20 protein-coding genes are annotated in these 20553 nt (G+C 31.8%); 16 read left to right on the forward strand and 4 right to left on the reverse strand.

Annotated elements, in window-relative coordinates:
• The 6 genes from K5Q11_RS03705 to K5Q11_RS03730 all read left to right on the forward strand — a co-directional run bounded on the left by K5Q11_RS03705 (position 1) and on the right by K5Q11_RS03730 (position 9895).
• Positions 1–2670 (forward strand): MMPL family transporter, encoded by a 2670-nt coding sequence (locus K5Q11_RS03705; protein WP_220728410.1) that lies wholly within the window; start codon positions 1–3, stop codon positions 2668–2670.
• A 340-nt stretch (positions 2671–3010) separates the two neighbouring features.
• Complete coding sequence (locus tag K5Q11_RS03710; protein WP_220751276.1) at positions 3011–4426, forward strand: amino acid permease; 1416 nt, start codon at positions 3011–3013, stop codon at positions 4424–4426.
• A 27-nt stretch (positions 4427–4453) separates the two neighbouring features.
• Entirely contained in the window at positions 4454–5365 is a 912-nt protein-coding gene (locus K5Q11_RS03715) for a DMT family transporter (RefSeq protein WP_220728460.1), read from the forward strand.
• A 104-nt stretch (positions 5366–5469) separates the two neighbouring features.
• Positions 5470–6405, forward strand: a complete 936-nt coding sequence (locus tag K5Q11_RS03720) for a DMT family transporter (RefSeq protein ID WP_220751277.1) — start codon at positions 5470–5472, stop codon at positions 6403–6405.
• 30 nt (positions 6406–6435) lie between these two features.
• Complete coding sequence (locus tag K5Q11_RS03725) at positions 6436–8169, forward strand: putative glycosyltransferase family protein (RefSeq protein WP_220751278.1); 1734 nt, start codon at positions 6436–6438, stop codon at positions 8167–8169.
• 67 nt (positions 8170–8236) lie between these two features.
• A complete protein-coding gene (locus K5Q11_RS03730; RefSeq protein WP_220728406.1) occupies positions 8237–9895 on the forward strand; it encodes a putative glycosyltransferase family protein in 1659 nt (552 codons plus the stop codon).
• Between the two features lie 8 nt (positions 9896–9903).
• On the opposite strand, the gene K5Q11_RS03735 is transcribed toward K5Q11_RS03730, so the two are convergent.
• The gene (locus tag K5Q11_RS03735; RefSeq protein ID WP_282575966.1) at positions 9904–10602 is read right to left on the reverse strand and encodes a DUF6198 family protein; all 699 of its coding nucleotides are present in this window, start codon (positions 10600–10602) and stop codon (positions 9904–9906) included.
• Between the two features lie 105 nt (positions 10603–10707).
• Between K5Q11_RS03735 and K5Q11_RS03740 the strand changes: the two genes are divergently transcribed.
• On the forward strand, positions 10708–11022 hold the full coding sequence (locus K5Q11_RS03740) for a DUF7671 family protein (protein WP_373310672.1): 315 nt from the start codon (positions 10708–10710) through the stop codon (positions 11020–11022).
• 112 nt (positions 11023–11134) lie between these two features.
• Here K5Q11_RS03740 and K5Q11_RS03745 read toward each other — a convergent pair whose 3' ends face one another.
• Positions 11135–11368: a P8 family protein gene (locus K5Q11_RS03745; protein WP_220751279.1), complete on the reverse strand. Its 234-nt coding sequence runs from the start codon at positions 11366–11368 to the stop codon at positions 11135–11137.
• Positions 11369–11534: 166 nt separating this feature from the next.
• On the opposite strand from K5Q11_RS03745, the gene K5Q11_RS03750 reads away from it, so the two are divergent.
• Positions 11535–12059 carry a TetR/AcrR family transcriptional regulator gene (locus K5Q11_RS03750; RefSeq protein WP_220728403.1) on the forward strand — a complete coding sequence of 175 codons (525 nt, stop codon included), beginning with the start codon at positions 11535–11537 and terminating at the stop codon, positions 12057–12059.
• Between the two features lie 59 nt (positions 12060–12118).
• On the opposite strand, the gene K5Q11_RS03755 is transcribed toward K5Q11_RS03750, so the two are convergent.
• Positions 12119–12322, reverse strand: coding sequence for a cold-shock protein (locus K5Q11_RS03755; RefSeq protein ID WP_220728402.1), 204 nt, complete (start codon positions 12320–12322; stop codon positions 12119–12121).
• A 295-nt stretch (positions 12323–12617) separates the two neighbouring features.
• Between K5Q11_RS03755 and K5Q11_RS03760 the strand changes: the two genes are divergently transcribed.
• From K5Q11_RS03760 to K5Q11_RS03790, 7 genes are all read left to right on the forward strand, one after another.
• Complete coding sequence (locus tag K5Q11_RS03760) at positions 12618–13610, forward strand: ABC transporter ATP-binding protein (protein WP_220751292.1); 993 nt, start codon at positions 12618–12620, stop codon at positions 13608–13610.
• 18 nt (positions 13611–13628) lie between these two features.
• The gene (locus tag K5Q11_RS03765; RefSeq protein WP_220751280.1) at positions 13629–14612 is read left to right on the forward strand and encodes an ATP-binding cassette domain-containing protein; all 984 of its coding nucleotides are present in this window, start codon (positions 13629–13631) and stop codon (positions 14610–14612) included.
• Between the two features lie 2 nt (positions 14613–14614).
• Positions 14615–15574, forward strand: coding sequence for an ABC transporter permease (locus K5Q11_RS03770; protein ID WP_220751281.1), 960 nt, complete (start codon positions 14615–14617; stop codon positions 15572–15574).
• A gap of 12 nt (positions 15575–15586) precedes the next feature.
• Positions 15587–16534, forward strand: coding sequence for an ABC transporter permease (locus K5Q11_RS03775; protein ID WP_220751282.1), 948 nt, complete (start codon positions 15587–15589; stop codon positions 16532–16534).
• Positions 16535–16606: 72 nt separating this feature from the next.
• Positions 16607–18403, forward strand: a complete 1797-nt coding sequence (locus K5Q11_RS03780) for an ABC transporter substrate-binding protein (RefSeq protein WP_220751283.1) — start codon at positions 16607–16609, stop codon at positions 18401–18403.
• A gap of 104 nt (positions 18404–18507) precedes the next feature.
• Positions 18508–19212 carry an NAD(P)H-dependent oxidoreductase gene (locus K5Q11_RS03785; protein WP_220751284.1) on the forward strand — a complete coding sequence of 235 codons (705 nt, stop codon included), beginning with the start codon at positions 18508–18510 and terminating at the stop codon, positions 19210–19212.
• The gene (locus tag K5Q11_RS03790; RefSeq protein ID WP_220728396.1) at positions 19212–19388 is read left to right on the forward strand and encodes a hypothetical protein; all 177 of its coding nucleotides are present in this window, start codon (positions 19212–19214) and stop codon (positions 19386–19388) included. The genes K5Q11_RS03785 and K5Q11_RS03790 overlap by 1 nt, the downstream gene beginning before the upstream one ends.
• A 37-nt stretch (positions 19389–19425) precedes the next feature.
• Here the strand turns inward: K5Q11_RS03790 and thiD are convergent, their stop codons facing one another.
• Positions 19426–20241 carry a bifunctional hydroxymethylpyrimidine kinase/phosphomethylpyrimidine kinase gene (thiD, locus tag K5Q11_RS03795; protein ID WP_220751285.1) on the reverse strand — a complete coding sequence of 272 codons (816 nt, stop codon included), beginning with the start codon at positions 20239–20241 and terminating at the stop codon, positions 19426–19428.
• Positions 20242–20397: 156 nt separating this feature from the next.
• Here thiD and K5Q11_RS07535 point away from each other — a divergent pair, with 156 nt between their 5' ends.
• Positions 20398–20520, forward strand: a complete 123-nt coding sequence (locus K5Q11_RS07535; RefSeq protein WP_269147720.1) for a hypothetical protein — start codon at positions 20398–20400, stop codon at positions 20518–20520.
• Positions 20521–20553 lie beyond the last annotated feature (33 nt).

The raw sequence follows: 20553 nt of genomic DNA on the forward strand, positions 1-20553 counted from the left end.
ATGCCAAATTTTATTAAAAAATATTCTGGTGTTGCAATTGCTTGGTTAGTAGTTGTGATTTTAAGTATTATATATTTGCCAAATATGTCGACGCTTGTTAGTCAAAAAGGGCAAACTAAAATACCATCCAATATGCAAAGCCAAGTTGCTCAATCCATTCAAAAAGGATGGGGACACAATATCAGTAATACAACTGAAGCAGTTGTAGTATTTAATACTGGTAATAAGGCAATTGATAGTACACAACAAAACAACATTAACAGCACCATTCAAAAGTTGCGTGACAATCAAAACAAATATGGAATAAAGGGGATTACAGCACCATTTGATAATGCTGCAACCCAAAAACAATTAGTTTCTAAGGATAAAACGACTGAATTAGTGCAATTGAACGTTACTAAAGACCGTTCGATTCAAAGTATTAACCAGCAGTTAACTAATTCAGTATCTACTGAAGGTGTTTATACTTATGTTACTGGTGGAGATATTTTAAACGATGACTTTAGAGTATCGACTGAAAATGGAATTAAAAAGACTGAAGTTATTGCAGCTATTTTTATTTTAATTGTGCTAATCTTAGTGTTCCGTTCACCAGTGGTTCCATTGATTTCACTATTAACCGTAGGGGTTTCATTAATTGTTTCATTAAGTATTGTAATGAACTTAGTGTCAGCTTTTAATTTCCCACTTTCTAACTTTACTAGAGTGTTCCTAGTGGTTGTTTTATTCGGAATAGGGACCGATTACAATATTCTGTTATATAACCAGTTTAAAGAGGAACTGAGTGAAGGTAAAGATAACGTTACGGCGACAATTCATGCAAGAAAAGTAGCGGGCAAAACGATTTTATTCTCAGGACTTTCAGTTTTAATTGGTTTTGCTACTTTAGGGTTAGCGAACTTCTCTATTTACCGTTCTGCAGTAGGTGTTGCAGTAGGTGTAGCTGTATTGCTATTAGTTTTGACAACTTTAAATCCATTCTTTATGTCCTTACTAGGCAAGAAAATTTTCTGGCCATCCAAAAACTTTAATGGTGAAGGTCAAAATAAAGTTTGGCAATGGATTTCTAAAGTATCTACTAAGCAACCAATTGTTGCTTTAGTAATTGCTTTAATTGTTACAGTGCCATTTATGGTTAGTTATCACAATAATTTAAACTATGATGATACTGTAGAATTGCATAATGATGTACCTTCTAAACAAGGTTTATTGGTTGTTCAAGGCCACTTTTCTAAAGGAACTGCTGAACCATCAACTATTTATATTAAATCTAATCATCGTTTAGATAACGAAAAAGATTTGAATGAAATTGATCGTGTTACTACCCAATTGAGCAATCAAAAGGGAATTAAAACAGCAGCATCAGTTACTCAACCTAGTGGAATGCCCGTTGATCAATTATATGTTAGTGACCAACTTGGCGATTTGACTAGTAAAATGGGAAAAGCTAAGAATGGTTTGAACAAGATTAATAAAGCAGCTACTAGTTCATCCTTTGATACATCTGCATTGGAAGGAATTGGTCAATCAGCTCAATCGATTGCTAGTTCATTACAATCAATGCAAGCTGCTTCTAGTGGTCAATCAGTAGGGACTACTGTTAAGGCATTACAAAAACAAATGGCCGCAGTAAAGCAACCATTATCTAATGCACAAGTTAGAATTCTAACGATGGCTTTACAACAACAAGCTAGTCAACAACAATCAGCGGTTAGTGGTTTACAAGGTATTGCTTCTGATACTCAAAGTATTGGTAATGATACCAAGACCTTAGCTAAACAATTAAAAGCTATGGAAGCTAAATTGAAAAAGGCTAATAAGGGTCTTAAACAAATTGGTAATGGAATGGGTCAATCTAATGAATATCTAAAAGCCTTGGGTAAATCACAAGCTGCTGACACATTCTACATCCCAAATAAAGTATTAAAGAGTGAAACATTTAATGAATCGGTAAACACTTATCTATCAGAAGATAAGAAAACTGCTAAGATAACAGTTGTTTTAAACAACAATCCAAGTTCTGAAGCTGCAATGAATCAAGTTAACGACTTGCAAAGCCAAGTTCAACACAACTTGAAAGGGACTAGTTTAAGCTCATCAACTGTAGCTATTGGTGGACAAACTGCTAATATTTCTGATACTAGAAAGATTGCTAGTTCAGACTTTATTAGAACAGCCATCATTATGATTGTCGGAATTACTTTGGCATTGATTGTAATTACTAGATCTATTTTGCAACCAATGTACATTCTAGGTACATTATTATTTGCTTACGTAGCTTCATTGGGAATTACTAAAATGATTAGCGGAGCTTTCTTAGGTCAAAATCTGTTGACATGGAACACACCATTCTTTACTTTTGTAATGTTAATTGCTCTAGGAGTAGATTACAGTATCTTCTTAATGATGAAATATCGTGAATATCACAATGTTGATGCTAGTCCTGCACAACAAATTATTCATGCATGTTCAGTTATTGGAACCGTAGTTATTTCTGCGGCAGTTATTTTAGGTGGAACCTTTGCTGCGTTAATGCCATCAGGAGTGTTAACGTTAATTCAAGTTGCTTTAGGTGTAATTGTTGGTTTGATTATTTTGGTAATTATAATTCCAATTACAATTCCAAGTTTAATTCAATTAACTTATGGCGAAGGTAAGCACACAAAGTAATATAAAAAAGCCCTTTTTATAAAAAGGGCTTTTTGCTTGCAATTAAATTAGAAATTGTGTAGAATTACATTAAATTAATTTAACGATATAAATAACGGAGGTATAGTATGACAATTTATAGACCAACATCTATATACAGCTTTAATAATTTCTTCTTTAATTTTTCTAGTTATCTTGTCTAGTTCGAAGAAGAAATTTTAAAAGTGTGTCTTACTAAAACTTCTAAAACACTAGTCAGATAACTTATGAGTAAGTTGTTTGGCTAGTGTTTTTTCGCACTAGCGGTGAATAACTAGCTAGTGCGATTTTTTTTTATCGTTTTATTTTAAGGGGGATATTTATGGGGAAAACATCAGGTATTTTTTCAAGAATGAATCAAAAAGAATCCTTAGATAATTACTTGGCTCGTGATAATAAATTAGAACGAACTTTAACAGCCAAAGATTTAATTATGCTAGGGGTAGGGGCAGTAATTGGTACCGGTATTTTTATATTACCTGGAACTGTAGCCGCTCAACACACTGGTCCAGGAATTATAATTTCATTCTTATTAGCAACCTTGGTCTGTTCTACTAGTGCATTATGTTATGCTGAATTTTCATCAGCATTACCAATTGCCGGAAGTGCATATTCATACGGAAGTGTAGTTTTTGGTGAACTAACTGGTTGGATTTTAGGTTGGGCTTTAGTGTTAGAGTACATGTTATCGGTAGCTGCCGTTTCTTCGGGATGGTCGGCATACTTTCAATCACTGTTGGGTGGTTTTGGAATTCACATACCTAAAGCTTTGACCGGATTCTATGATCCGGCTAATGGAACGTATTTCAATTTATTCGCAGTACTAATTGTTCTGTTAATTGCTTGGATTTTATCATTTGGCCTAAAATCATCTGTAAGAATTAATAGTATTATCGTAGTTGTGAAAATAGCAATTATTCTTTTATTCATTGTGGTAGGTTTCTTCTATGTTAAACCAAGTCATTGGACACCATTTTTACCATTTGGAACTTCTGGAATATTTAAAGGGGCCTCGCTTGTCTTCTTTGCCTATTTAGGTTTTGATTGTGTATCATCTTCTGCTGCTGAAGTTAAAAATCCAAAAAGAAATATGCCAATTGGAATTTTTGGAACCTTAATTATTTGTACAATCCTTTACATGTTAGTTTCAATCGTATTAACTGGAATGGTACATTACAGTCGATTAAATGTTTCTGATCCAGTGTCATTTGCTTTGCAAGTAGTTGGTCAAGGTAAATTATCAGGAATTATTGCTGTAGGTGCTTTAGCTGGAATGTTCACAATGATGGTTACAATGATTTACAGTAGTTCTAGATTAATTTATTCTATTGGAAGAGATGGATTGCTACCTAAATTCTTGGGTAAAATTAATCCTAAAAATAACATTCCAAAACATAGTGTGGTTATCGTAACCATTATTATTGCTTTTATGGGTGGTTTCGTTTCACTAAGCAAATTAGCTAGTTTAGTTAACATTGGAACTTTAATTGCTTTTACTTTCATATCAATCGGAGTAATTCCATTACGTAAGCGTAAAGATATTGATAATAAAGACGGTTTTAAAGTACCTTTTTATCCGGTTTTACCAATCATTTCTACTTTATTATGTATAGGTCTAATGACGCAATTACCTGCTGAAACATGGCTTATAGCTATAATTTGGTTTATAATTGGTTTGGTTATTTACTTTGGATATGGAATTTCACATAGTAAATTAAACGTAAGTAATAAGAAGTAATTTTTATTTGAGGTGTAAGAAATGGAAATGAAACATGAACATGTTATGCGTGGTATTTTTTGGTCTGGATTAGCCGCAGCTTTATGGGGAGTATCCGGTACCATTATGCAATTCGTTGCTAAAAACGAAGCCGTACCAACTAACTGGTTTATATCAGTTAGAACGCTTTTTGCCGGTATTTTATTGTTAGGAATTGGTTATATACATGTTGGCAAAAGAATTTTTGATGTTTTTAAAAATAAAGAATCTATTATTAGATTGTTTGTTTATGCAATTTTTGGTTTAGCAGTTAATATGTCTACTTTTTATGTAAGTATTCAAACTGGTAATGCTGCATCAGCTACTATCTTACAATATTTAGCACCAATTTTTATTGTTGTATATGGGGTAATTTTCTTAAGAAAGAAACCTATGTTAGTAGATATTGTATCATTTTTAATTGCACTAGCTGGAGTATTTTTAGCTATTACAAAGGGTAATTTTCACTCATTATCCATTCCAATGATTTCAGTGGTTTTTGGCCTTTTATCAGCTGTATCAGCTGCTATTTATTACTCAGTTCCTAAAAAATTAATGGAAGACAATTCGCCATTTGTAGTATTAGGTTGGGGAACTTTAATTGCTGGTTTAGGTTTTAATCTTTACCACCCATTCTGGGTTGATGCACCTAAAATTACGCCAGGAATTGTTTTTGGAATTGGTGGAGTTATTCTAATTGGAACTATTTTTGCATTCTCAGCAGTGCTTTATAGTTTGAAATTTGCTCCATCAGAAGTATCAAGTATTGTGGATGCTGTTGAACCAGTAGTGACATTTATTTTGAGTATTATTTTCCTAGGCTTAAAAATAGATATGATTGAAGTTTTAGGTTCAGCATTAATTATTGTGGCAATTTACATTTTACAAAAGTCACATCAAAAACGAGCTAAATTAGATTAATATAAAAGCCAAGGTCAATTAAGGCCTTGGCTTTTTAGTTAGATTGACTTTTAACTAGATTAATTTAAAATTAAACATGGTTTTATTTTTTTTGAGGTGAAAAAATGGAAAATGAAAAAGGAATTTTAGAGACTAATATTATAAAGGGAATTATGTGGGCAATGTTGGCGTCTGCTTTATGGGGAACGTCAGGTACAATTCTACAATTTGTATCACAAAACGCCTCTATTCCAGCTGGCTGGTTTTTATCTACACGAACTATTATATCCGGAGTATTTCTATTGTTAATTGGTAGTTTTATGTATGGAAAACATATATTTGACGTTTGGAAAGATAAATCGGTTATTTTTTGGTTATTAGCCTATGGTGTTTTTGGACTAGGGGCTAATTTAATGACTTTTTATTTAAGTGTACAGACTGGTAATGCTGATGCTTCAACCATTTTACAGTACTTATCACCAGTTTTTATTTTAATTGGGGCCATTTTGTTTCAACATCGTCGACCAATGAAATCAGACATGATTGTTTTTCTAATTTCATTGTTAGGAGTTTTTCTATCAATTACACAAGGTGACATTCATAAATTATCCATTCCAATGAACTCATTGATTTGGGGAGTGTTGTCTGGAGTTACAGCTGCTTTCTATGTAGTTTTGCCTAGACCAGTTTTAAAGAAGTATCCTCCTGTTGTAGTGTTAGGTTGGGGAACTTTTATTGCGGGAATTGTTTTTAACTTGCATCAACCTATTTGGGTAAAAACTCCAGCATTGAATTTGCCAACCGTATTGGGCATTGGTGCCATTATTTTGTTGGGGACGATTCTCCCATTTCTAATTATATTGCATGCTTTAAAATTTGCACCATCTGAAGCGGTAAGTTTAGTGGATGCAGTTCAACCAGTTGTAACTTTCATATTAAGTTTTATTTTCTTTAATACTGGTTTGAATTTCATTAAAGTTTTAGGCGCTTGCCTAGTTATACTAGCTATTTTTATTTTACAACGTTCACATCGTAAACTAGATATTGATAAGAATAGTTAGTCTATAGTTTTAGAAAGGAAGCTAATCCTTATGAAAAGAGCTTCTCGATTGTTTCCATATCTTTTAATATTTGCAGTGACAATTTTATTGTTATTACCGCAAATTGTATCTAAGTCAACGATTATAGGAATTGATTCTGTTTTTCATATGAATCGTTTTTATGATACAGCAATGCAGATGAAAACAGGAAAATATAATTACTTTTTATCAGTATTTGGATTTCAACAATCAGCACGTATGGTAAATCCACTATATGGACCACTTTCAGCTTATTTTAATGGCTTATTACTAATAATAGGTGGAAGTTGGTTTAGATACCAACTTTTATCTTCCACTATCGTTTTATTTTTAAGTGGATCGTCTATGTATCATTTAGCTAGTCGTTTAAATATTGATAAATTTAATTCATTAGTAGTGGCTATTATTTATATGTTGTCCAACTTAGTTATGGCTTGGGTAGTGGGTGAACAGTTTACCGGTTGGGGAGCAGCTTTATTGCCATTGTTGATGATTTCTGGTTTAGACATGGCTAAAAACCATCGCGTAAAAATATTATTATTAGCAATACCGATGACGCTTTTATTGCAGACACACATTATGAGTAGTTTGATTGGTGCCTGTGCGTTAGTACCATTTTTCTTATATGGATTTTGTTATTCTGGAAATCGCAAGCGCATGTTTTTAAATGCAATCATTGCAGTCTTCATAACGTTAGCTTTAACCGCTAATGTGTGGGGTGGTATGTTAGAAGTTTATAGTAATAATAAATTATTACCGGTTGCACCACAAACAGAAATGGCTTCTGACTCTATTGCATTTTTTGGTAAAAATGTTTTTGTACTAAACCCACTTTATTCATGCATTATTATTTTTGTGATTGCATACTTTATTATTTTCTGGAAAAAAATCACGCTAATTAGTCATGTTACTTTTTTAAATGGAATGTTTTTTCTTTGGATTTCATCATGTTTATTTCCGTGGAACACATTTTACAAATTAGTTCCAGGAATTGCATATTTTATTCAAATGCCACGTAGATTTTCAGTGATAGCATTTATTCTATTAATTTTGTGTTTTGGAATGATAATGACTGAAACATCTAAGCTAAAACTAGTTAATGGAATTAAAATGATTTTGCCATTTGTAGTAGCAATTTTAGTGTTTTTACAGGGTTCAACGTTAATTCGCCAAGGTGTAAAAGCCTATCAATCTCCAGGAGTTTTATATAACGATTATAATGTGCATTATCAGTCTTATAACAATAATCGATTAAGAGATAGTTTGCGTAGTATGGATGTAGAATATGCTATTAAAGCATTAACTAAAGCTACTCCTGACTATTTGCCGATAAATTATAAGGTAACCCCAACTAATTATTTTGATTATCATCCCTATGGTAATTATGATGATCGCGTTATTAATAATAAATTACCCTTAAAACGTTCAGTTGATAATAAAGGTAATTTAATAATGGAATTTAATAATGCTAGTGATAAAGTTCAAACGGTTGAATTACCAGTTATCAAATATCACAATACTCAAATATATGTAAATGATAAGCTGCAAAATAAAGTTAAAACTTCACACATTGGTTCGGTTTATTTAAATTTGCAACCAGGTGCAAGTTTTATCAAACTGAAGTATGAACCGGCCAGATGGTTAACTATGTTGCTGTGGTTAACTTCATTTAGTTGGATTATTCTAATTGGCTATTTAGTTATTAAATTTGGTGTGAAGGGAGTTAAGTATTATTCTAAAAAATAGACTTTGCCGAACTTGGCCTTACTTACTAATATTAATAATTGCTATTTGTTTTGTATTGCCGCAAATTATGAATCGAGCAACTATTGTTGGAGTAGATACGATCTTTCACATGAACCGTTTTTATGATACAGCGATGCAAATAAAAACGGGGCACTTTAATTATTTTATATCTCAATTTGGATTTGAACATTCAGGTAGAATGGTTAATAGTCTTTATGGTCCGGGATTAGCGTACTTTATGGGCATAATAGTATTATTAGCTGGCAGTTGGTTTCATTTTCAGATTATTACATCGATTATGGTAATGTTCGTTGCCGGCTCATCAATGTATTATCTATGCAGGAAAAATGATATTAGCATTGTTTTGGCTACCTTTGTTGGCTTGCTTTTCATGTTATGTCCGCCAGTAATGGAATGGGTTAATGGAAATCAATTTACCGGATTAGGTGCGGCAGTGACACCGCTAATACTTTTGCAGGGAACGATGATGCTAAAAAAATTGGATATTAATGTATTCAGTTTATCTTTTGTAATGGCTTTAGTCTTACAAATTCATGTAATGACTAGTTTAATTTCAGCACTAGCTTTAATTCCATTTTTTGTAATGGCATTTGTAAAAAATAGCAATCGTTTATTAATCGTTAAAAAATTAGGTTTATCTATTTTAATCACATTAATTTTAACTGCCAATGTGTGGTCAGTAATGTTGGAAGCCTTTACTTCTAATCATTTGTTGCCAGTTTTTCCTAGAGAACATTTAAGTACTGGAACAGTAGGATTTAGTTTTTTACATGCATCAGTTGTTCAATTTATTCCATTAACTTTTTTAGTGATTATTATTTTTTCATTAATAATTTTTATCTGGAAATTTAATTCAATTAACTTAATATTAAAAATTTCTGGAATTGTTGGATTCTTATTCTTATTGCTTTCTACGCATCTGTTTCCATGGGATTATCTACAAAAATTAGTGCCTAGTTTAGCGTTTAATATTCAAACTCCAAAACGATTTGTAACAGTTGCTTATATTTTAATTTTATTGCTTTTTGGGAAATTAATAAGTAGTAATTTAATTTTAAGCAATCATATTTTAAAAATTTCATTCATGGCATTGTTATTAATTCTAACTAATTATGCGCAGATTCTTAATAATCAATATAAACAAATTGATGCATGGCATTCTGATAAAGTTATTGTTACTAATAGTAATGTTTATTTTAAAAAACATTTTTCCCCACATGAAATTAGAAATGCTTTTGTCGAACCTAAAATGAATAAAGTTTTTGACATTATGGATAAGGGAACCCCGGATTATCTACCGGTTACTGAAAAATATAATGCAGAAAAGTATTACAACTTACATCCATATCGTTTATACAATTTAGAATTTATTAATCATAACCACAAATTTAAATACTTAATTGACTATAATGGTCGCTTAAATGTTACCTGGAACGCTAAACATCGTAGTTTGATTACAGTTCCAGTAGTAAAATATAAACATACTTTAGTGACTTTAAATGGCATTCATGTCAAAGATGTTAAAACTTCATCTATTGGCGCTATAATAGTTAAATCAAAAAAGGGTAAAAATACACTTACGATTGAATATAATGCTAAAAAATATGTTTACGTATTAATGTTAATAGCGTTAATTGCATGGATAATATTTTTATCAACCTGGATTATGATTGCTTTTAACCAGAGTAAACAAAAAAGAGAATGATTTTAAAATCATTCTCTTTTGTTTTGTATTTCTTCATTGATATTTTTATTATGTTTTAAACTAGGAAATACAAATTTATCTGCATTTTGAATTAAAATTCCATTGCACAACACAGAAAAAATAGTTCCAACACCAACTGAATATACGCGTCCTAGTGGAATCGAGCATATAATAATGATTATGATTGGCGGTAACATATCAATTAATTGTGATAAGATGGCACTACCATTAAGGAACTTAAATCTTAAAATATTAGTGGTATCATCGTTTGGATGCATAAAAATGTTAGCTCTTTGATATAGTGAGATTGCAGTACAGAAACAAGCTACTCCAATAATAGACATAATTACTCTAATCCAAAGGGCATTATTTTCCCATCCTAAGTTAGTAAATAGTTTAGTAAAAATGTTAATGAAGTAACTGAATCCAGAAATAAATACAATTTCTTCAACAAATCTTGGGATATCAATTCTTCTTAGTAAAATTTGATTGGTTAAAGCGTTTATAACCCCAAAAGTGAAAATAAGAATTCCAAGGTCAAAGCCTAACAGTTTATTAATATTAACTGCTGCGGCGGTCCATATGCCAGATCCGCAACTAGAAACGATAGTTAATGCATTTCCAAATGAATTTAGTATTAAACCACATATTAAAGCGATAATTCTTGATTGTAAGGTGTTTTTATCCTTAATGTTAACATCTCCCATATTATTGTAGTATTATTATACATCATATTTACTTATCTAAAAATAATGTATTGTAACAGCTTTAATGATAGAATTTAGTTATTACAAGTTAAAGGAATGATTAGTATTAAAGGCAAATATGAAGTTCATCGCTATGTAGGGGTGCCAGTAGAAAGTGATGCGTCTGGACAATACATAGTAAAAAAAGATGAAAACGGTGAATATAAATTTCATAATTGGCGAACAGGTAAGCATACCAAGGGAAAATTTAAACAACTGGGTCAATTATTTCTAACTGAAAATAACATGATGGTTGCGGTAGTGGCTGTTTATGATGTTAAATTTAACCATCGTCATGAATATACGCCATTGCAAAGATTTACAACTGAATATGTTGATGATCAATTGTTAAAAGAACTGAAAAAAGAACTCAATGTCTAGCTTAAGACATCAAGTTCCATTTGTTGGCGTTTCTATTTAATTTATAATTTAAGTTGAGCTTACTTAAACGTTTCTTATAAAAACAGGAGCGTCGAAATTAAAAATTAAAACATTATTTCTTTAATAGATCTACAGAAGCTTTTTTGACATCTTCATTACTCATGTCTAAGTACTTTTCCATTTCGGATTCAGTCTTCATAGTGTCTTTGTTGTTGTTTTCCATGTAGTGATTCCATAAAGCATCACGAACTGGTGTCTTGTCAGTTGACCAGTCAAATTCTTCATTCATTGGTGTATCTAATACCTTTGTTTTTTCTTCAAGTTTTTCTTCTGCAGTTTCTGCCATAATTAAATTCCTCCTTGTTTATATGTAAGCTCAATTTCTATTATAGTTCTATTTTAAAAAATGTATAAAAAAATGCTCACAATAATTTTGGTGTATTATTACTTTACGACTTTTAATCAATCTAATAATTAATTATTGTTAAGTATTATTGAATTGGGGCAAAATAATGAAAGATAAATTTTCTACAAAAAATAAAATAGTTACATCTATGTTCGAATTATTAAAAACTAAACCTTTCGAAGATATTAACGTAAAAGACATCTGTTCAGATGCAGGGGTATCTCGAATGACTTATTACCGTAATTTTCATAGTAAAAAAGATGTATTAACGTATCGATTTGATAGTGCTTTTACAACTTTTGTACAAAGGTTAGCAACTAGTCATTCTCACAATTTAACTGATATTGCCACAATTTTTTTTGAATTAATTAAAGAAGATCAAACTATGATGGAAATAATCATTAAAAATAATTTATCAATGTTTTTGTTAGAAAAATTAAAACATTATATTTCAACCTTGATCAATGAACAAGTATTAGAAACACGGGAACAATCTTCCAAACTATTAGTGTCTTTGATTGCCGGAGGTTTAACTGAAATTATTATTACCTGGACCGAAGATGGTATGAAAGAACCCATACAGTCATTAGTTATTTTCGTGTCTAAATATATGCATTTTAAAATAAATTAATTTTTGCACAAAAAAAGAGCTATCGAATTAACGATAACTCTTTTTTATTATCTAACGAATTAACCTTCAACAGGAGTAACGTTAGCAGCTTGTGGGCCACGGTCGCCTTCTTCAACGTCCAATGTAACCTTTTCGCCTTCTTCTAAAGTCTTGAAACCTTCTTTGTTGATAGCTGAGAAGTGAACGAATACATCGCCATCTTCAGTAGTAATAAATCCGTAACCTTTATCAGCGTTGAACCATTTAACAGTACCTTGTTTCATAATATGAAACCTCCATTGCGCATAGCGCTATAAATTTCTAATGTATCATAATAAAGCTTGAATCGTTTAAGGAAGTTATTTCATAAAACATATAAAACAAGTAACCTTTAACTCGAACCTATCTAACACATTGGTATTACTATATATCATAAACTGAATAATGTCAAATATATGCTTATATTTTATTCATTAATAAAGTTTTTTATAAAAAAGTGTTGAAATTAGATTAAATTAAGATTAGAATTACATTAAAATTTATTGAATTGATAAATAATGTTTCGAAAAGGAGGAAGTTATAGTGAGTGAATCAGTGTTAGATGTACAAAATGTTAGTACCGCATTTAAAATTGATGGTAAATTCTATAAAGCTATTTCAGACGTTAATCTTAACGTTAAAAGAAATGAAATTCTCTCATTAGTAGGTGAATCAGGTTGTGGTAAATCAACTTTAGCTGAAACCATTATGCGACTCCAAAATAGCAAAGAAGCAAAAAGTGAAGGTCAAATTATTTTTGAAGGTCAAAACTTATTAAATTTAAATGAGAAAAAAATAAATGAAATTCGTGGAGTTAAAATTGGCATGATATTTCAAGATCCATTGTCTGCCTTAGATCCATTAAAGCGAATTGAAGATCAAGTTGCTGAATCGTTAGTCTATCATACCGATGATAACGCTGATAAAAGATATCAAAGAGTATTAGATCTCTTAGATAAAGTAGGCATCGTAAATCCAAAATTAACCGCACATCAATTTCCACATCAATTATCTGGTGGAATGCGTCAAAGAGTTGTAATTGCAATGGCAATTGCTTGTGAGCCGGATTTAATTATTGCTGATGAGCCCACAACTGCATTAGATGTAACAATTCAGGCACAAATTCTAGATTTATTAAAAGATATTCAAAAAACTAATCATTGTGGAATTATTTTGATTACTCATGATTTAGGAGTAGTCGCAGAAACAGCAGATCGTGTAGCAGTTATGTATGCAGGACAAATTGTAGAATTAGCTTCAGTTGAAGAAATATTCAACCATCCAATGCATCCTTATACGCGTTCGTTACTTCGTTCAATGCCACAAAAAGATAATGAAGGTGATGAGTTATATGTAATTGAAGGTAGCGTACCTTCTTTAAAGAAGATGCCTGAAAAAGGTGACCGATTTGCACCTAGAATTCCATGGATTCCTTCATCTGAACATGAAGAAAATCCGAAGATGCATGAAGTAGAAAATCATCATTGGGTAAGATGTACATGTTATAAGAATTTCCATTTTCCCAATGAGTAATTAAAGAAGGTATTTTATATGAAAAATAAGGAATTATTAAAAGTTAATAATTTAAGAGTTCATTATCCTGTTAGAGGTGGTTTTTGGAACCGCATTGTTGATAATGTAAAAGCGGTAGATGGTGTAAGTATTACGATTCATCAAGGTGATACATATGGCTTGATTGGAGAATCTGGTTCTGGTAAATCAACGACTGGTAAAGCAATTGTAGGATTAGAAGATGCTACAAAGGGAAATATCTATTATCAAGGAATGGATATTACTAAAAAATCTACTAGACGAAAATTGAAATATAACCGAGAAGTTCAAATGATATTTCAAGATCCACAATTAAGTTTAAACCCAGAAAAAAGAATTGCTGATATTATTGCTGAACCTTTACGTAACTTTGAAAAATTATCTAAAGAAGAAGAAAAAATCAGGGTGATACAGCTTTTAGACATTGTTGGTTTAGGGCCAGAAGCTTTGTATAAATATCCACATCAATTTTCGGGTGGTCAAAGACAAAGAATTGGAGTTGCCAGAGCGGTCGCTACGCATCCAAAATTAATTGTTGCTGATGAACCGGTATCGGCTTTGGATTTATCAGTTCAAGCCCAAGTACTTAACTTTATGAAAAAGATACAAGAGAAATTTAACATATCTTATTTATTTATTTCCCATGACTTAGGGGTGGTTAGACACATGTGTAATCATATAGCCATCATGAATCGTGGACGACTAGTTGAAGTTGGGACCAAAGATGATATTTATAATCATCCAATGCACATTTATACTAAACGACTTTTAGCAGCTATCCCCGAAACTAATGTTAATCAAAGAAAAGCACATCATGAAAATCGTTTAGCAGTTGAAAAGATGTATCAAGATCATAAATCAGAATATTATGATGAAAAAGGCGAAGCTTTGCCTTTGCAAAAAATATCTGAAACACATTTTGCTGCTATTCCAAAAAGTAGGGTCAATTTATTAAAAAGTGGCTCTGGGGAGGTAAGTGATTAGATATGTGGAAAACAATTTTAAGACGAATTTTAATAATGATTCCAGAATTAATAATTTTAAGTGTGATTGTCTTTGTAATTTCTAAGCAATTACCTGGAGACCCATTTACAGGGTCAATTAACCCAAAAGCTTCGATGTCACAAATTCATCATTTAATGAGAATTAATGGATTATATGACCCATGGTATCAACAATATTGGAACTGGGTAGTTTCATTATTCCACGGTAATTTAGGAAATAGTTACCAATATCAAGAACCAGTAACTCGTTTAATTGCAGAAAGAGCGGTTAACACTTTCTGGTTATCATTATTAACAATGGTTATGACGTATGCAATTGGATTACCAATGGGACTATATGCTGGTCGCCATGAAGGTAAGCTACAAGATGCATTAGTAAGAATTTACACTTATGTTACTATGTCAATTCCATTTTTCGTAGTATTAGTTATTGGTTGTTGGATTTTTGGATATGATTTGAACCTATTCCCAACTAATGGATCAGTTTCACCTAGTGCTAGTGGATTTCTTCCAGTGGTATTATCTAAAATTTATCATATGATTTTACCAGCAACTCTAGGAGCATTATTTGCGACTTCAGGTATTACACAATATCTTCGTTCAGGAGTCATTGATGCTAGAAAATCTAACTATGTGAAGACTGCTCAGGCTAAAGGGGTACCTATGAAAGACATCTACAAGCATCATATTATGCGAAATGCCTTTCTACCAATTGCTGCTTTTGCTGGATATTCAATTGTAGGAGTGCTAGGTGGTTCTTTATTTACAGAACAAATCTTCTCTTATCCAGGAATGGGGCTATTGTTCTTAAATGCAGTTAACTTCCGTGACTACACAGTTATGACCGCATTAGTGCTTTTGTATGGATTCTTAAGCTTACTGGGTACTTTAATATCAGATATAGCATTAAGTGTTGTTGATCCAAGAATTCGAGTGGAATAGGAGGTACTTTTAATGCAAAAAAGTTTAGAAACGGGTGCGCAACTTTCTAAAGAAGATTTAATTAAACTATCTGATGAAGCTAAAAATAACGCTACACCATCTACTTTTAAAATTATTTGGAAAGAATTTAAAGCTGACAAAATGGCATTATTTTCATTAATATTCTTAGTTGCATTCATTGTATTTGTCATTGTAGGTTCGATGTTTATTAACGTTTCACAAATGATGCAAACTAACATTATGAATTATTTTGCAAAACCATTTACTTCTAATTTCTTATTGGGAGCTGATGCAGGCGGTAGACCGATATTAGAACAACTAATTGTGGGTTCTAGAAATTCAATTTTAATTGCCTTAGGTTTAACTGTAATATCTTCAGCTTTTGGAATTTGCTATGGTTTAATTTCAGGATATTTTGGTAGAGTTACTGATTTATCAATGCAAAGAGTCTACGATTTCATGATGATTATTCCATCATTTATGATCATCATTGAAATTGTTAACATCATTCCAAACTATAATGCAATTACTTTGACATTATTACTTTCCTTATTTTATTGGATGGGAACACAGCGATTAATTCGTTCACAAGTTTTGGCTGAATCACAAAAAGATTATGTTTCAGCATCTAAAACTTCAGGTAGTAGCAATCTGAAAATTATTTTTAAACAAATCATGCCCAATATTTCTTCATTAATCATTGTTGATACAACAATTTCATTTGCAGAAAACATTGGAGTAGAAACCGGCCTTTCTTATTTAGGATTCGGATTACCAGTTGGTACACCTTCATTGGGAACTTTGATTGCGAATGCTAATGACGCTGATAACATTACTATTTACTGGTGGACTTGGTTACCAGCCACAATCGAAATCATCTTATTATGTTTAGCAATTAGTTACATTGGAGCAGCTTTACGTAGAGCTACTAATTCTACACAAAGACGTAGTACCGATTAATTTAATTTAAAATCATTAAAGGTGGTGATGGTTTGTTAATTTAAGTTTTAAACAATTAGGGGGAATTTTATTATGAAAGCATATAAAAAATGGCTAGCAGCTGGAATTACAATGGTTTCGGCCTTAACACTAGCTGCATGTTCAAATGGTGGCGGCAATAATGAAGCCAAATCAGGCTTAAAACCGTCAGTAAAAATGTCAGATTACTATGATAACAAAGCAAAATCTACGTCTACATATAATAATGGGACCTTGAAAGTTGCTGAATACAATTCATCACCATTCGTTGGGATGACGTCACCATCTTTGCAAACTAATGGTGAAGATATGGATGTCTATGCACCAGGAAGTGTATCTCTATTTAAAACTGATGCGGATAATAAAGTAGTTGATGGTGGGTTAGCCAATCTTAGTTTAGATAAAGATAAAAAAACCGCAACCATTACGCTACGTGATAATGCTAAATGGTCGAATGGATCAAAAATTACAGCTAAGGACGTAGAATATCCTTATGAAATTATTGCATCTAAGGATACTACTTCTCAACAATATTCTGATGATTGGCAAGCTATTGACGGAATGGCAGCATACCATGCTGGTAAAGCTAAGACTATTTCTGGGATTACGATGCCAGATGGTCCTAAAGGTAACAAAGTAGTTATTCACTACAACAAATTTGCTCCATCATTACAATATGGTGGTAACTCATACATGTGGGGATCTATTGAACCTTACGAATACATTAAAAATGTGCCAATTGCTAAATTAGGTTCATCTGCACAAGTTCGTAAGAATCCACTTTGGGCTGGTCCATACAAAATGAGCAAACAAGTAGTCGGTGAATCTACTTCATGGGTTCCAAACCAATATTACTATGGTAAGAAAGCTCAAATTAAACATATCGATATTCAAGTTGTTAATGATAGTAACTTTGTTAGTTCACTAAAATCTAAACAGTTCGATTTTTCAATTAGTGGTGGAATTAGTACTGAATACCCTCAAGTAAGTAAACTTAGCGATTACACAACTGTTGGAACGATGGGGACAGGTTATAACTACTTGGCATTTAATTTAGGCCATATGGATACCAAGACCCAAAAGAATGTGATGGATTCGAAATCTAAAATGGCTAATTTAAAATTACGTCAAGCAATGCTATACTCGCTAGATATTGGAGCTTTACGTAAGAAATTTAATAATGGATTAGCTTGGTATCCAAATTCATTAATTTCTCCATACTACAAGAAATACTACAACAGTAAATCACCACGCTACATGTTAGATATGAAGAAAGCTAATCAATTATTAGATCAAGCGGGCTACAAGAAGAAAGGTAAATGGCGTGTTCAACCAAATGGTAAGCCTTTAACTATTAATTATGGAACAATGACTTCAACTCCAGCTATTGAAGCACAAGATAATTATTACTTGCAACAATGGAGAAAACTAGGCTTAAATGCTCAATTTGCCGGTGGACGTCCAATGGATATGAATAAGTTTTATGCTATTTTGGATAAACCTAAACAAAATCAATTTGATGTATTTTCTGGTGCATTTGGAGTTTCATCTGAACCTACACCTACCGGAATATTTGGTGAAGGTGCATCATTTAACATGGCGCACTTTGCAACTAAGAAGAATACACAATTATTGAACGATATGAATAATTCGAAAGCATGGAATGACAGTTATCGTGCAAAACAATTTAAAGATTGGCAAACATACATGCAAGATCAAGCTGCATATATACCAACTTCAATGAGTCTTTCATGGACACCTGTTAATAAACGTGTAAAAGGTTATGATGCAAGACCTAATGCTACTGAATTCTGGAGTAGTTTATCTTTAACTTCATCTAAACCTGAATAAAAAGAAATAACACCATTAAGTTTTAGGCTTAATGGTGTTATTTTGATTGGAATTCAATTAAAATGTATTGATAAGGAGTTAATAATTCCAGAAGGAGATATCGAATGAAAACTTTAGTAATTATTGCACATCCAAAGTATGACAATTCGATGACTCAAGGATTTTTAAAATCATGTCAAAAAGACATTGATAGTGTTGATTGGTTAGTTTTAAATCGCGAGTATCCCAGTTATAATTTTGATGTAATTAAGGAACAAGAACGTTTATCGAAATATGAAAGAATTGTATTCCAGTTTCCACTTTATTGGTATAGTGCGCCAGCTATTTTAAAACAGTATGAAGATGATGTTTTAACTAGAGCATTTACTTATAAAAATGAAGATGGGGTTTTAAATGGTAAAGAATTAGGAATAGTAACTACACTAGGTGAACCTATTTATCATTATCATGATGGTCATAATGAAGCTTTTACTATTGATGAATTGATGAAACCGTATCATGCACTAGCGCATAAGGCAGGTATGAAATTTTTACCCGTATTTTCTATTTCTCAGTTTAATTATTTAACTGAACATGAAAAGGTTTCATTACTCGTCAAGTATCGCAATTATTTGACTAATAGTCATTTAAATAGTTTTAAAAGTAAACAGTTATGGTACATTGAACAATTACAATTAATTCGTCAAAATTTAAAAGATTCTAAAAAGAACAGCATGGATATGTTAATTGATCAATTACAAAATAACTATGATAAATTAGATGAACTTAATTGGGAATTATCGATGATAAAAAAAGAAGAGGATGAATAATGACTGATAAAAGTTGGTTTGATGAAGAAGTTGATAAGCTAAAAAAAGACGAAACTAGTTTTACCAATCGCGCTTTATTAGAACATACTAAGTGTTTGATACGTGAACAAGATAAGCGGATTCAACAGTTACAAGATGAGTTAGATGGTAGAACTTGGAGTCCTGATAAATGGTAAAAAAATATGCTGCATCATTTTAGATACAGCATATTTTTTATTTATCTAATTTAGTGGCTGCCCAATGATTAATTGGACCAAATTTATGCCCAACTTCGATGCCATTCTTAATCGCAGCATCTACAAATTCATCAGCAATGATAATGGCCTCTTTGACTGATTTTCCCTTAGCAATTTCTGCTGTAATCGCTGCAGAAAGAGAATCACCAGTTCCATTTTTATGGGTAGTATCATAGTAAGGACCAGTTATCCAGAAATCTTCTCCGGATTCTAATAAGACATAGTCTTTAACTTCTTTAGTTTCTCCAGCAACATGTTTGCCTTTGATAATTACATTTTTGGCACCCATGTTTTTTAAAATTTGCGCGGATTTTTCAACATCTTTATCATTATTGATTGTCATATCGGCTAATTTTTCAGCTTCATAAAAATTAGGGGTGATTACGGTGGCTAATGGAACTAATTTTTCTTTTAAAGTTTCAAATGCCTTGGTTTCCAATAACATAGCCCCATGCTTAGTAACGATTACTGGGTCAACGATTAGTGGACCAAAATTATATTTTTTATAATTATCAACCACGATGTTAATTAATTTCGCGTCAGATAGCATTCCAGTCTTAGCTGCCTTAATATCAAAATCGTCATCTAAATCTTTAAATTCTTGATTGATAAAATGTTCGGGCATATTGACGCTGTCATGAATTCCATATGAATTTCCTGCTACACACGCTGTTATAACTGACATTCCATATACTTTTCTTACAAAAAATGTATGTAAATCAGCTTGCATACCAGCACTGCCGTCACTATCTGATCCAGCAATTGTTAGAGCCTGTGGATATTCGTTAACCATAATTAGCACCTTCTAATCTATTTTTAATAGTATATTAACATGTACTTGCATTTTTATCCAATATATATATAATAATAGTGATTAAAAGTAATTTGCGTTAGTAGTCGATTTTGTATTATAATGACTAGAGTTAAGTTATGTAAAGGAGTAATCGAAATGAGACAATGTCATCCAAACGGTGTTCAAGGACGTCGTCCTATCAACGCCAAAAAACGTAACAAAAAACAAAAAGAAGTTTCTGACTTACAAAGATTTTTGAAGTCAAAACCAGCTAAATAATTTTTTTAGACTCAGTAATGACTGAGTCTTTTT

Source organism: Apilactobacillus xinyiensis (assembly GCF_019656235.1).
In the GTDB taxonomy this organism is placed as follows: Bacteria; Bacillota; Bacilli; order Lactobacillales; family Lactobacillaceae; genus Apilactobacillus; species Apilactobacillus xinyiensis.